Source organism: Flagellimonas sp. B-3 (assembly GCF_056857835.1).
Genome location: NZ_JBSXNW010000024.1, coordinates 1,159,906 through 1,173,343 on the forward strand (window position 1 = coordinate 1,159,906; position 13,438 = coordinate 1,173,343).

General features: G+C 42.7%; 9 protein-coding genes. 7 read left to right on the forward strand and 2 right to left on the reverse strand.

Annotation, left to right across the window (positions count from 1 at the left end):
• Positions 1-15: 15 nt before the first annotated feature.
• The gene (locus tag AC13CS_RS17725) at positions 16-3,153 is read right to left on the reverse strand and encodes a WD40/YVTN/BNR-like repeat-containing protein (protein WP_482889062.1); all 3,138 of its coding nucleotides are present in this window, start codon (positions 3,151-3,153) and stop codon (positions 16-18) included.
• A 189-nt stretch (positions 3,154-3,342) separates the two neighbouring features.
• Here AC13CS_RS17725 and topA point away from each other — a divergent pair, with 189 nt between their 5' ends.
• The 7 genes from topA (at position 3,343) to AC13CS_RS17760 (ending at position 12,986) form a co-directional block, all read left to right on the forward strand.
• The gene (topA, locus tag AC13CS_RS17730; RefSeq protein WP_482889063.1) at positions 3,343-5,835 is read left to right on the forward strand and encodes a type I DNA topoisomerase; all 2,493 of its coding nucleotides are present in this window, start codon (positions 3,343-3,345) and stop codon (positions 5,833-5,835) included.
• A 1-nt stretch (position 5,836) separates the two neighbouring features.
• Positions 5,837-6,994 (forward strand): formimidoylglutamase, encoded by a 1,158-nt coding sequence (locus AC13CS_RS17735; protein ID WP_293165346.1) that lies wholly within the window; start codon positions 5,837-5,839, stop codon positions 6,992-6,994.
• 122 nt (positions 6,995-7,116) lie between these two features.
• A complete protein-coding gene (gene porK / locus AC13CS_RS17740; RefSeq protein ID WP_482889064.1) occupies positions 7,117-8,496 on the forward strand; it encodes a T9SS ring complex lipoprotein PorK/GldK in 1,380 nt (459 codons plus the stop codon).
• A gap of 91 nt (positions 8,497-8,587) precedes the next feature.
• Positions 8,588-9,244, forward strand: coding sequence for a type IX secretion system motor protein PorL/GldL (gene porL, locus AC13CS_RS17745; protein ID WP_293165342.1), 657 nt, complete (start codon positions 8,588-8,590; stop codon positions 9,242-9,244).
• A gap of 68 nt (positions 9,245-9,312) precedes the next feature.
• Positions 9,313-10,881, forward strand: coding sequence for a type IX secretion system motor protein PorM/GldM (gene porM, locus AC13CS_RS17750; protein ID WP_482889065.1), 1,569 nt, complete (start codon positions 9,313-9,315; stop codon positions 10,879-10,881).
• A 26-nt stretch (positions 10,882-10,907) separates the two neighbouring features.
• Positions 10,908-11,810, forward strand: a complete 903-nt coding sequence (gene porN, locus AC13CS_RS17755) for a type IX secretion system ring subunit PorN/GldN (protein ID WP_482889066.1) — start codon at positions 10,908-10,910, stop codon at positions 11,808-11,810.
• 120 nt (positions 11,811-11,930) lie between these two features.
• On the forward strand, positions 11,931-12,986 hold the full coding sequence (locus AC13CS_RS17760; protein WP_482889067.1) for an NAD(P)/FAD-dependent oxidoreductase: 1,056 nt from the start codon (positions 11,931-11,933) through the stop codon (positions 12,984-12,986).
• On the opposite strand, the gene AC13CS_RS17765 is transcribed toward AC13CS_RS17760, so the two are convergent.
• On the reverse strand, positions 12,983-13,384 hold the full coding sequence (locus AC13CS_RS17765; protein ID WP_163626609.1) for a DUF983 domain-containing protein: 402 nt from the start codon (positions 13,382-13,384) through the stop codon (positions 12,983-12,985). The genes AC13CS_RS17760 and AC13CS_RS17765 overlap by 4 nt on opposite strands.
• Positions 13,385-13,438: the final 54 nt, after the last annotated feature.

A 13,438-nucleotide genomic window follows, 5' to 3' on the forward strand; every position in this document is an offset into this window, starting at 1 on the left:
CCAAGTATTAAACTTCTATTCGGTAGAAATCAATTTAATTTGATTCTCTTCCACTTTCCGATTGATCAAGGTGGCTTGTTTTTCCACTAGTGTATTTAAGTCGTTGATTTCCTTGTCGAGCTCCTTGGTCACCTCCACAAAAAACTCCTGGGCTTGTTTTGTTGGCTTTTGGTCGCCACGTTGCGAGTCCACCATCAAAAATGCCAATCTGTTATTGATTCGGATACCATAATTTAATGGATCTTGCCTACTCTGATTTTTGGTCATGTGAATGTTGTTCTCGATTATGGAAAGCTCCGTTTCAAAATCCTTGGCCATTTTCTGGATTTCCGCATTTTCCTTGGTTTTCTCCTTTAAATAGTCCAGATCCCTTTTAATGCTTCTAATATTGATGATGGCATTGTTGGCACGGCTTACTTGGGCACGTACCTTCATTAAAAAGTCGAATTGATCTTGAAAATCTTTTTGACTGAGCGATACCCTTGGATCCTTGACTATGGCAAACGCTTGCTCCATAGATTTTCCGTTGACCGTGAGTCTTGTTTTGTAATTGCCGGGTACCGCCTTTGGTCCAATGTTGGGCGAGGAATAGAACACCATTCCCTCGAACTCTTGGTAGCCTGGGTATCGCATATTCCAGATAAATCTGTTGCCTCCTTCGGTAACCTCTAATTTTTGAGTTGAGGCCGGATTTAACCTATCTGGTTTGGCATGGTTGGAAAACTTTTGGATGACACTGCCATCAGTTTCCAAAATTTCCATGGTCACTGTATCGGTTTCCTTTAAGCTTTTTAGGTAATAGTTGATGATGGCTCCATCAGGATGATTTTCCCCCACCAACTTGGTGTTGGGTTTCCGCCAAGCACGATCCTGATGCATTCTATATGCCATATCTGGCTTGTACAAATAGAAATCACTGTTTGCAACTTCTTCCGAAAGCTGGTGAAGTGGTGTTAAATCATCAATCATCCAAAAACCTCTTCCGTGGGTGGCAGCAATCAAATCATTGTCCCTAACATGTAGGTCGCGTATTGCAGTGATAGGTAAATTTAACTGGAAGGGTGTCCAGTTTTCTCCATCATTAAAAGAAACATACATGCCCCATTCGGTACCAGCATACAATAAGCCTTCGCGAACCTTATCGGTACGAATGACCCGGGTATAGTAATTGTCCTTGATGCCATCCGTAATCAATTTCCACGTTTTTCCATAATCATCCGTTTTGTACAAATAAGGTGTGTAGTCACCAAATTTGTATGACGTAGCTGCAACATATGTAGTGGCAGCATCAAATGGACTGGTATCTATTGAGTTGATCATGTTCAATTTTGGGGACATGGATTCTGGTGGGGTGACATTTTCCCAAGTAACTCCGTTGTCACGAGTTACATGAATGAGCCCATCATCACTACCTGTCCAAATCACGCCCTTTTCCAGAATGGATTCAGTAATCACAAAAACGTTGGAATAAAATTCTGCACCCGTGTTGTCCTGCGTAATGGGTCCTCCTGAAGATTCAATGGTCTCGGGTATACCTCTGGCCAATTCAGGTGAGATGGTTTTCCATGATTGCCCTCCATCCGTAGTGGCATGCAAATAGTTGGACCCTGCATAGAGTACGTTTGGGTCGTGTCGGCTAAACGTCAAAGGATAGTTCCAGTTGAAACGGTACTTCATTACTTCAGCACCCGAACCAGCGGGATTGTCGGGCCATATATTTGTAGAGATAGTTTGACCGGTGGTATGGTCCAAACGGTTCATGTAGCCTTTGTAGGTTCCCCCATAAACCAATTGGTTGTTCTTGGGGTCGGGTGCCAAGTGGGCGCTCTCGCCTCCGGCCGTTGGTTCCCAGTCATCCTCTGTGATGCTTGAGCCCGAGGAGCGATGGAAAACTCGCAAGGCAGTATTGTCCTGCTGCGCTCCATATATTCTGTAAGGAAAAATGCTATCCGTCGCAATGCGGTAGAACTGCATGGTCGGCTGGTTGTAATAGGTGGTCCAGTTGTTTCCACCATCATTGGAAATTTGTGCGCCTCCGTCATCGGCAATGATCATTCTTTGATTGTTGTTTGGGTCGATCCATAGATCATGGTGATCACTATGCCCGGCTGTTTTAAGTGTAAAGGTGTTTCCTCCATCTGTGGAAACCCCATAGCTCACGTTCATTACCCAAACTTTGTCAATGTTCTGGGTGTCGGCATAAATTCTACTGTAATACCAAGCTCTTTGTCTTAGTCCTCGGTTTTCATTGACTTTTTTCCAAGTTGCCCCTGCATCATCTGAGCGGAAAACGCCCCCGTCTTCGGCCTCAATAATGGCCCATACCCTGTCAGAATCCAATGGGGAAACGGTTATCCCTACAATTCCCCATGGAAAACCGGGCAATCCTGAATGTTCTGAAATATCCTTCCAAGTATCGCCACCGTCGGTACTTTTAAACATTTTGCTATCTGGACCACCACTGTCCATGCGATAACCGTTTCGTTTCATCTGCCAAGTGGCGGCATAGAGGATTCTACTGTTGTTCGGGTCCATAATCAGGTCTCCGGCCCCTGCTTTATCACTTATGTATAGAATTTTTTCCCAATTTTTTCCTCCGTCCATAGAACGGAATACACCCCGGGTTTCGTTCGGTTTCCACAAGTTTCCAATGGCGGCTACGTAAACAATGTCCGGATTTTTGGGATGAACTCGGATTCGGGAAATATGTTCGGAATCTTTCAAGCCTATAAATTCCCAGGTTTCACCGGCATCCATACTTTTCCAAAGTCCTTTGCCCGAGGATACATTTCCTCTTAGTGTCTGCTCGCCTTCGCCTACATATATAATATTAGGGTCGGATTCGGCAACGGTGACGGCCCCGATGGAACCACCAAAATAGCCATCGGAAATACATTCCCAAGAATTGCCCGCATCAGTAGTTCTCCAAACACCTCCACCTGCGGTACCCATATAATATAGGTTGGGGTCGTTGGCTACACCTGAAACGGTTCCGGCCCTTCCTCCCCGGTGTGGGCCCACCATCCTCCATTTCATTCCATCGTAAAGGGATTCCTTGTATAGGGGAGCGTTGTTCTTGTTCTTTTTTCGTTGAGCGTTCGAGGGATAAAAACACAGTACGGCAAGTACCATGATCAAGTAGCGGTTGGTCATTTTTAGTTGAGTTATGAGTTAGTCTTCATAAAAATAACAAATATTTCACCCTGAGTTGTAATGGATCAGCTATTAATGTGGGTTTTTGAATTTGCTAGATGATTTTTTTTGGTTCTGAAGACTAAAACCTATCCTGTAAATGCTGAAGTTTAAATTTTAATATACTTTTGTTGTCACAAAACCAAGTGCATGCCAAAAAATTTAGTTATTGTAGAGTCCCCCGCTAAAGCTAAGACCATTGAACGGTTCCTAGGAAAAGAATTTCAAGTAGAGTCTAGTTTTGGGCACATTGCCGACCTTCCCTCAAAAGAGCTCGGTGTAGATGTGGAGAACGATTTTAAGCCAAAATACACTGTAGACAAGGAGAAAAAAGCTTTGGTAAAAAAGCTTAAGGATTTGGCTAAAAAAGCAGAAACTATTTGGCTGGCAAGTGATGAGGACCGCGAAGGGGAGGCCATATCTTGGCACTTGGCAGAAGAGTTGGGTTTGGACAAGAACAAGACCAAGCGGATCGTATTTAACTCCATCACAAAATCGGCCATCCAAAAGGCGATTGAAAATCCAAGGGACATTAATTATAACTTGGTAAATGCACAGCAAGCACGTAGGGTGTTGGATCGATTGGTGGGTTACGAACTATCGCCGGTACTTTGGAAAAAAATAAAACCGGGACTTTCCGCAGGTAGGGTTCAATCTGTTGCGGTACGCTTGATCGTGGAGCGTGAACGTGAGATCGAAGGGTTTACGCCCGAAGCATCTTTTAGGATAAAGGCGGAATTCAAAACCAATGAGGGGAATACATTTGCAGCCAAGCTGAACAGAACATTCCCGACCAAAGAGGCGGCCGAATCATTTTTAAAAGAGAATATTGGTGCGGATTTTTCGGTTTCCGATTTGGCCCAAAAACCGGCCAAAAAAGCACCAGCGGCGCCATTTACCACATCTACCTTACAGCAGGAAGCATCGCGAAAACTCTATTTTTCGGTGAGCCGCACCATGCAGGTAGCCCAGCGCCTATACGAGGCTGGTCTCATTACTTATATGAGAACAGATAGTGTGAATCTTTCGAACGAAGCATTGTCCGCCGCCAAAAGTGCCATACTGGACAACTATGGCGAAAAGTATAGTCAAACCAGAAACTTTACGGGTAAATCCAAAGGAGCACAAGAGGCTCACGAGGCCATTCGCCCAACCGATATGAAATTGCAGTCGCCCCAATTGGAGCGCGACCAGGCCAAATTATACGAACTTATCTGGAAACGTACCCTGGCCTCGCAAATGAGCGATGCCCAGTTGGAGCGCACCAATGTAAAAATAAAGGCAAGTACCCACAACGAGGAATTCTCAGCAAACGGAGAAGTGGTGAAGTTTGATGGATTCCTTAAAGTATACTTGGAAGGAACTGATGATGAGGATGGGGAGGAACAAGAAGGTATGTTACCGGCCATGGCTGTGGGGGAGCCGCTTCAAAATGTATTTATTTCGGCCACAGAAAGATTCTCAAGACCGCCTTACCGTTATTCAGAAGCTTCTTTGGTGAAGAAGTTGGAAGAATTGGGCATTGGCCGACCATCTACCTACGCCCCTACCATATCCACCATTCAAAATAGGGGATATGTGGAAAAAGGTACCGTTGAAGGTTCCGAGCGCAAGTATACACAGTTGGTATTGGAGGGTGGAAAAGTGTCCGATAGCCAGCTAAGCGAAATGGTGGGGTCTGAGAAAGGGAAGATTGTTCCGACCGATATCGGGATGATAGTAAATGATTTTTTGGTGACCCACTTTACCCAAATTCTGGATTACAATTTTACAGCTCAGGTAGAAGAGGATTTTGATGAAATAGCATCTGGTGATGAAGATTGGCAGGAAATGATGAAAAATTTCTACAAGGATTTCCACCCGAATGTGTTGAAGGTTGAGGAAAATGCCGAACGGGCAAGCGGAGAGCGTGTGTTGGGAACAGACCCAAAATCTGGCAGACAGGTATCCGTAAGATTGGGACGTTTTGGTCCCATGGTACAAATTGGAACGGTCGACGATGAGGAAAAACCACAATTTGCAAGTTTGTTGCCTGATCAATCCATTGGAACCATTACGTTCGAGGAGGCCATGACGCTTTTTGAGCTCCCAAGAAAATTGGGAGTGTACGAAGGTGAGGAAGTAGAAGCGAATGTAGGCCGCTATGGCCCTTATGTACGGTTTGGGAAAAAATTTATTTCACTCGCCAAAGGCGAAAGTGCTTTTGATGTGGATATGGACCGTGCCATAGAACTGATCAAGGAAAAACAAAAGGCCGATGCACCGATTGCCACGTATGAAGGAAAGGAAGTTACCAAAGGTAAAGGTAGGTTTGGTCCCTTTATCAAATGGGACGGTATGTTCATCAATGTGAACAAAAAATATGACTTTGATAATCTTTCCGAAAGCGATATTGCTGAATTGATCGAGGCCAAAAAGAAAAAGGAAGCCGAAAAACTGGTTCAAGAATGGCCCGAAGAAAAAATCAGGATAGAAAAAGCCCGTTGGGGAAGACACAATATTATAAAAGGTAAGGTGAAAGTTGAAATTTCCAAAGATGTGGACGCCACAAAAGTAACTTTGGAAGAAGCACAAGCCCTATTGGAAAAAAAATCACCAAAGAAAAAAGCCAAGTCAAAAGCAAAAGCTAAGAATAAAAAATAGTATGGCCTTCGATTTTCTGGTTCCGGTAAAGGACAAGGTATTGGCACATTCCGAATTGTTGCCAGAACAAGCATTGGGAAAAAACATCCACATGCATACCGAAAAGGATGGGCTTCCCGTATTCGCCCATGCCGATGTGGCCATTTTTGGCGTATTGGAATCCAGAAATGCCTTTGAGAAAAAACCAGAAAAACTGGATTTGGACGAAGTCCGTATTCAGCTCTACCGTTTAATGATGGGCAATTGGAACTCCACCATTATTGATATAGGGGATGTGGAGGAAGGCGACACTGTGGAGGATACCTACTTTGTTGTAAAGGAAATTGTAGCTGGATTACTTGAGGAAAACATAATACCCATAGTATTGGGTCTTACCCAGGATATTACTTTCCCTACTTACCGCGCTTTTGATAAAATAAAGAATATGGTGAATCTGGTCTCCATTGATAGTCGGTTCGACTTTGGTGAGGACGATGAATTGATTTCATCACATTCTTATATGAGCAAAATTATTACGGATAAGCCCAATAATCTTTTTAATTTTTCAAACATTGGATACCAGAGTTATTTCAATGCCCAGGAAGAGAAGGATTTAATGGAGCGCCTTTTTTTTGATGCCTATCGCTTAGGTGAGATTGCCGCCAATATAGAACTGGCGGAACCTGTTTTGCGAAGCAGTGATATTGTAAGCTTGGACCTGCGGGCTATCCGGGCCAGCGAAATGGGTATGACAAGTAACTTTTCCCCAAATGGTTTTACAGGTCGAGAGATATGTACCATTGCCCGTTACGCCGGTATTAGCGACAAAGTTTCCCTGTTTGGAATTTACGAAGGGGAGAACTCGCACCAGGCATTCCAGATGATTGCCCAGATTATATGGTATTTTATTGAGGGCCTAAGCTTCAGGATCAAAGAATACCCAAGTTCAAAGAACGAAGACTTCACAAAGTTTACTGTACCCACGGACACGGAAGAATTGATTTTTTTCAAAAGCCATGTCACAGAACGGTGGTGGGTAGAAGTGCCAACAATTTTGGCAGAGCATACTAAAACAAATTCGGTGGCGTTATTACCTTGCACCGAAGAGGACTATTTGGATGCTTGCAACCAGAACATTCCTGAAAGGTGGTTCAAAGCCTACAGAAAAGGCTTGAACTAAATAAATTAAATTTTGATCATTAATTGTTTTTGCACAATAATTCATTCAAAAATCAGTTTTGAGAGTAATGAATCTGTGTAGTACAGTTATAAAATCTTGAATCGAACAATTTAACCTAAAGTATGAGAAAGCTATTCTTTTCATCTCTAGCACTTGTTTTTTTGCTTGCCAGTTGTGGCTCTAAATCAAGGTCAAAAGGTGAACTAGTTGGGGTAAAGGGAAAAAAATGGCATCCAGAAAAACCCTATGGAATGGAATTGATTCCCAGAGGCGCCTTTGTAATGGGGAAAGCCCATGAGGATCAAGCAAAAACATTGAATGCTCCCACAAGAACGGTTACCGTACGTTCCTTTTATATGGACGATACGGAAATCACCAATAGTGAGTACCGACAGTTTGTGGAGTGGGTCAAGGATTCCATAGTAAGAACCAGATTGGCCATTTTGGCCGACGAGTTGGGTATTGGGCCCGAAGATGAAGGTATCGGAGAATACGGTTTTAAGGACACCGACACTACCGAACTTTCCGTTTACGACAAATACATGCTCGATAATTATGCGGGCATGGGAGATAACTATTATGAAGGGAGGGCATTGAACAAAGATGTTGACCTGATATGGGATACATCGGAATACCCAGATGAGTACTATACAGAGGTTATGGATTCCATGTATCTACCAGAAGAAGAGAGTTACAATGGTCTTAGGAGCATAGATGTTACCAAAATCAAATACAAGTACAACTGGATGGACATCGAAGCTGCTGCCAGGGCTCGATCTGGCAATAGAAAAGACTTCATCAAGCAAGAAGAGATTGAAATTTATCCAGATACCACTGTGTGGATTCGAGATTTTGAATACAGCTACAATGAGCCAATGCACAATGATTACTTTTGGCACGATGCCTATAGCGACTACCCTGTTGTCGGGGTAAACTGGATGCAGGCCAAAGCCTTCTGTAATTGGAGAACAAAATTTAAGAACGATGATCAAAAAAGTCGTGGAAAACAGTTTGTGAACCAATTTAGGTTGCCCACCGAAGCAGAGTGGGAATATGCCGCCAGGGGAGGAATCGAAGGCGGGACATATCCTTGGGGCGGTCCGTATGTGATCAGCGATACAGGATGTTTCATGGCCAACTTTAAACCACAACGTGGCGATTACGCAGCTGATGCCGCTTTATATACGGTAGAAGCAAAATCCTTTGAGCCTAACGAATACAATCTATACAATATGGCAGGCAATGTATCGGAATGGACAAACTCCAGTTTTGATCCAGGTGCTTACCAATATTTATCCACGATGAACCCGAATATTGGTTCACAGGACAACAAACGTAAAGTGATTCGTGGAGGTTCTTGGAAAGATGTAGCTTACTTCCTTCAAGTAAGTACCAGAGATTACGAATATCAAGATTCTGCAAGAAGTTACATAGGATTTAGAACGGTCCAGGATTATATGGGAGAGGAAGATTCTACCAACGGTAGCCGAAGCGGACTATAATAAAACAAAAAACACGAGAGAACATTATATAAACAAGTAAGAGTAGTAACCAAATACTTATTTTTTATATAACTTAATTAAAACTAGAATTATGGCGCAGTCAAAATCAACAAAAAAGCTGTTTAACATGGCCTACGGGCTAGGGGCATCGGTAGTAATTATTGGTGCATTGTTCAAGATCCTTCACTGGGAGTTCGGGCCCCTTACAGGTGGACTTCTTCTTGCGGTTGGACTTATTACCGAAGCATTGATCTTTGCTATCTCTGCATTTGAACCAGTTGACGATGAATTCGATTGGTCTTTGGTGTACCCGGAATTGGCCGGTGGCCAAGCGGACGCTTCTAAAAAACAACAAGCCAAAGATGCTCAAGAAGCTGAAGGATTGCTTTCCAAAAAACTGGATAACCTTCTTAAAGAAGCAAAAATCGATTCTGAACTTTTTACCAACCTTGGAGAAAGTATCAAGAGCTTTGAAGGTGCTGCCAAGAACATCACTCCAACTACAGATGCTATTCAGCACACTAAAAAGTACTCAGAGGAATTGTCTCACGCAGCAGCTCAAATGGAATCTTTGAACAGTTTGTACAAAGTACAATTGGAAAGTGCTAGCAGACAAGCCTCCATTAACGAAGAAGTTGTACAGAACGCAGGTGCGTTGAAAGACCAAATGGAGTCTTTGGCCACCAACCTATCTTCTTTGAACGGAGTGTACGGAGGTATGCTTACAGCCATGGGCGGAAAAGTCTAATTAGAAGTTTTCAAATCAACAGAAAACAAAACCAAATCAAATTAATTATTAAATCTAATTAGAAAAACATGGCAGGAGGAAAACAAACACCACGTCAGAAGATGATCAACCTTATGTACTTGATCTTCATCGCGATGTTGGCACTAAATATGAGCAAGGAAGTACTTGCCGCGTTCGGACTTATGAACGAAAAGCTGGAAACTTCCAATACCAATATGGACTCCAATAACTCTAGTTTTATGGCCAGCTTGGAAACAAAGGCCAGTGAAAACGAAGAGGAGTACGGAGAATTGTACCAAAATGCTCAAGAGATCAAACAACTTTCCGATAATTACTATAACTATTTGGAAGGATTGAAAAAAGAAATGACCGCAGATTTGGAAGATCCCAAAGACTATGTGGTTATGGACAAGTCTGATTATTTGGACCAAAAATTCTTTCAAGGCGACAATTTGGGCCCAGAAGGAAAAAAGTTCATGGATCAGATCAATACCTACCGTGAAGGTGTTATCAATGCTTTGCCAGATGAATACAAATCTTTGAAAACCGGTGTTGAAACCCGTTTTGCCACTGGTGATGAAGATGGTAAAGTTGAGAAGAGAGATGGCACACGTCAAGATTGGATCAACTACCATTACGAAGGGTTCCCATTGGTGGCCTCTTTGACCAAAATGACCCAGTTGCAGGCAGATATCAAAACCACGGAACAAGAAGTGTTGAAAACCCTTTTGGAGGGTGAATTGACCGAGGCTGTGTCCTTGACCAACTTTGCAAGTGCATTGTCCGCTCCAAAAACCGCTTACTACGCAGGGGAAAAGTACGATGGTAAGATCATTGTTAGTAAAACTGACAAGACTTCCACGCCTGTAAAAGCAGAATTGACTTTGGACGGAAGACCATTGACCGAGGGTAAGGACTATGAATTGGAAGCTGGTGGTATCAAAATGTTGATCAGTGCCGGTACCCCAGGGGATCATACCATTAAAGGAACCATGACATACATGCAAGATGGTGTAGAGGTGCCAGTGGAAGTGAACAACACTTTTGCAACCATCTCCATGCCTAACGCAGCAGTAATTTCTGCGGATAAGATGAACGTGGTTTACCGTGGTGTTGCCAACCCAATGACCATCTCTATTCCTGGTATTCCAGATAATAAGGTTTCAGCTTCAGCTCCTGGTTTGAGCAGAAGAAGTGGCAGCAATTACATAATGAACCCCGGCACAGGTAGATCTGTAACCATTACAGCTTCTGGAACGTTGCCCGATGGTAAGGGAATCCGTACTTCGTCCGAATTCCGTATCAAGGATATTCCAAGGCCAAGTGGTACCGTTCGTGGAGAATCAGGTAGCATTAAAATGCCAAGGAAAAACCTTGAAATTGCAACTGTTAGTGCAATGTTGGAAGATTTCGACTTTGACTTGAACCTAGCTGTTAATCAGTTTAAGTTTAAAGTACCGGGTCAGCCTACCGTAGTTGTAAATGGAAACAAATTGGATGGCAGAGCCAAATCTGTACTTGCGAGAGCAGGTAGAGGCGAGTCTGTCCAGATATTCGATATCCAAGCTTACATCACAAACAACAAGAGCTACAAGTTAAAGAAAGTATCTCCTGTTATGGTTGAGCTTACTAACTAAGAAGTATAAAAAGTATACAAGTGATCATGAATTGGAAAAACGCATTATTAATTGGATTGTTGGGCGTATTGCCAGTATCAATCATGGCACAGGCAAATATTTTAAATGCCAAGTTGCCAGAGGATATAGGTAAAAAAACCCAAGCTCAAATAGAGCAAGATGCCGATGAGCCTTTAGCGTACGGTTATGTGGATGATAGGGATATCCTATGGTCCAAGACCGTTTGGGAAATCATCGATCTTGACGAACGAGTTAACTTTCCATTGTATTACCCAACCGATACCATAGGTATTGGGGCAGATAGAAGGTCGCTGTACCATGTTTTGATGAAAAACATTAAAAATGGAAACCTTACCGAGGTTTATGCAGACTCCTACTTTACCGAAAAAAGAAAGTTGGAAGACCTTTCGGCTACCTTAAGAAAGGTAGATACCACCGATCTTGGTTACGAGCAGGTAAATGCTGGTGAGCAGGTTTCCCCGGAGTTTATTAACAAAAGGGATATTACTGCTGCCGACATAGAGGAGTTCCGTATAAAGGGAATCTGGTATTTCGACAAGCGCCAGGGAGAACTTAAGTATCGTTTATTGGGAATTGCACCAGTAGCTCCCGATGTCAACTTCATCGATGATGAGAATGTTGATCCAGGGCAGAACAAAGTAGAATTGTTCTGGGTGTGGTACCCTGCGGCTAGGCAAATTTTGCACGATGCCAAGGTGTACAACCAGCGGAACTCGGCAAGACCCATTTCCTTTGATATGTTGTTGAACGCACGTCGATTCAACGGAGTTATCTACAAAGAGGAAAACGTTCACGAAGATCGTGAAATAAGCGATTACATTTTTGATAATGCATTGTTCCAGCTCTTGGAATCCCAAAGGATAAAAGAGGGTATACGCGACAGAGAGCAAGATATGTGGGCATATTAAGTAAGTCCATAGAATATTTCCAATTCAATACAGTAAAACGCCGCACCTAGTGCGGCGTTTTTTTGCATTAAACTCAAGTAGGAATGATTGATTGATCGATCAGATACCTAATTTTGCAAGATGTTGGATTATATAGTAGTAGGTTTAGGGTTGGCCGGGATTTCGTTCTGCGAAGTTTTGGAAAAAGAGGGAAAAGCTTTTACAGTGATCACGGACGAATCACAAAGAGCTTCACAAGTGGCTGGTGGCCTATACAATCCCATAACCTTAAAACGGTTCACCATGGCATGGAAAGCCAAGCAACAGTTGCAAGGGGCCAAACCATTTTATCATAATTTAGAGGAAAAACTGGGCAAAAAGTTAGATTACCAGCTCCCTGTTCTGCGAAAGTTTGCATCCATTGAAGAGCAAAACCTATGGTTCGAGGCCGCTGACCGCCCAGAGTTGGACTATTTCCTTTCAACCAAAATTCTGCACAACAATAACCCGGCCATTGATGCACCACATGGATTTGGCAAAGTAAAATATACAGGAAGAATAGATACGGGTACCTTAGTGCGTTCGTACAAAAGTTATCTGGAAGTAAAAGGCAAACTCTTATCAGAATCTTTGGATTTTGATTCACTTTCAATATCAGAAGATCATATCACTTATAAGTCCATTGCCGCCAAGAACATTGTTTTTGCATGCGGTTACGGCCTCAAACAGAATCCATATTTCGGTTACCTCCCCTTAAATGGGACCAAAGGCGAGCTATTGATTATCCATGCGCCCAATTACAAAGAAGACAATGTAATCAAATCCTCGGTTTTTACCATTCCAATGGAAGATGACACGTATTTGGTGGGATCCACGTACAAGTGGAAAGATAAGACCAATGAACCTACCGAAGCGTCCAAGAACGAACTATTGGAAAAACTGAAGTCCTTTTTAAAATGTGATTTTGAGATTGTTGACCACGTAGCGGGCATTCGCCCCACTGTTATTGATCGCAGACCCTTGGTGGGCAGGCACCCGAAGTATCAAAATTTGTATGTTTTGAACGGATTTGGTTCTAGGGGTGTGTTGATAGGGCCGTATGCCTCTAGGCAATTGTTCGATTATATTGAAAAGAATACTGACTTGGATCCGGAAATGGATATTGTAAGGTTTACCAAAAAATATTATTCCGGTTAACTCTTTACCGCTTCGTGTTTTTTAACCGAAGTGGGGTCATACTTCACAAAAAAGTTGATCCAAATATTTCTGGATAACCTGATGATTACCGGCATAAAAACAATCAAAGTACCCACAATAGCAATAAAGGTGGTCAATAAAGAAGTGCCAATAAATAAAAAGGAGATTACAAAGGCGGCAACTGCAAACGCAATGCCCACACCGTAGCTCACGTACATGGCACCGTAAAAAAAGGAGGGCTCAATCTTGTATTTTAAGCCACAATGCGAACACCTTTCGTTCATACTGAAAATTTTGGAAAGTGTGTACGGATTGGATTTCTCGTACATGCTCTCCTGGTGGCATCTTGGACAGTTTCCTGTTAAAATGCTGTACATTTTGGTTCCTTTTTTTAACATTTGCAGGGCTTTTGTACAAAAGTATGAATTCGCCAACTAATGTTTTGTAATCAA

Bases quoted from the DNA above. Each gene is read 5' to 3' on its own strand.
- topA (WP_482889063.1), top strand. From the start codon at position 3,343: ATGCCAAAAAATTTAGTTATTGTAGAGTCCCCCGCTAAAGCTAAGACC.
- porN (WP_482889066.1), top strand. From the start codon at position 10,908: ATGAATTGGAAAAACGCATTATTAATTGGATTGTTGGGCGTATTGCCA.
- porM (WP_482889065.1), top strand. From the start codon at position 9,313: ATGGCAGGAGGAAAACAAACACCACGTCAGAAGATGATCAACCTTATG.
- AC13CS_RS17765 (WP_163626609.1), bottom strand. From the start codon at position 13,384: ATGTTAAAAAAAGGAACCAAAATGTACAGCATTTTAACAGGAAACTGT.
- AC13CS_RS17760 (WP_482889067.1), top strand. From the start codon at position 11,931: ATGTTGGATTATATAGTAGTAGGTTTAGGGTTGGCCGGGATTTCGTTC.
- AC13CS_RS17735 (WP_293165346.1), top strand. From the start codon at position 5,837: ATGGCCTTCGATTTTCTGGTTCCGGTAAAGGACAAGGTATTGGCACAT.
- porL (WP_293165342.1), top strand. From the start codon at position 8,588: ATGGCGCAGTCAAAATCAACAAAAAAGCTGTTTAACATGGCCTACGGG.
- porK (WP_482889064.1), top strand. From the start codon at position 7,117: ATGAGAAAGCTATTCTTTTCATCTCTAGCACTTGTTTTTTTGCTTGCC.
- AC13CS_RS17725 (WP_482889062.1), bottom strand. From the start codon at position 3,153: ATGACCAACCGCTACTTGATCATGGTACTTGCCGTACTGTGTTTTTAT.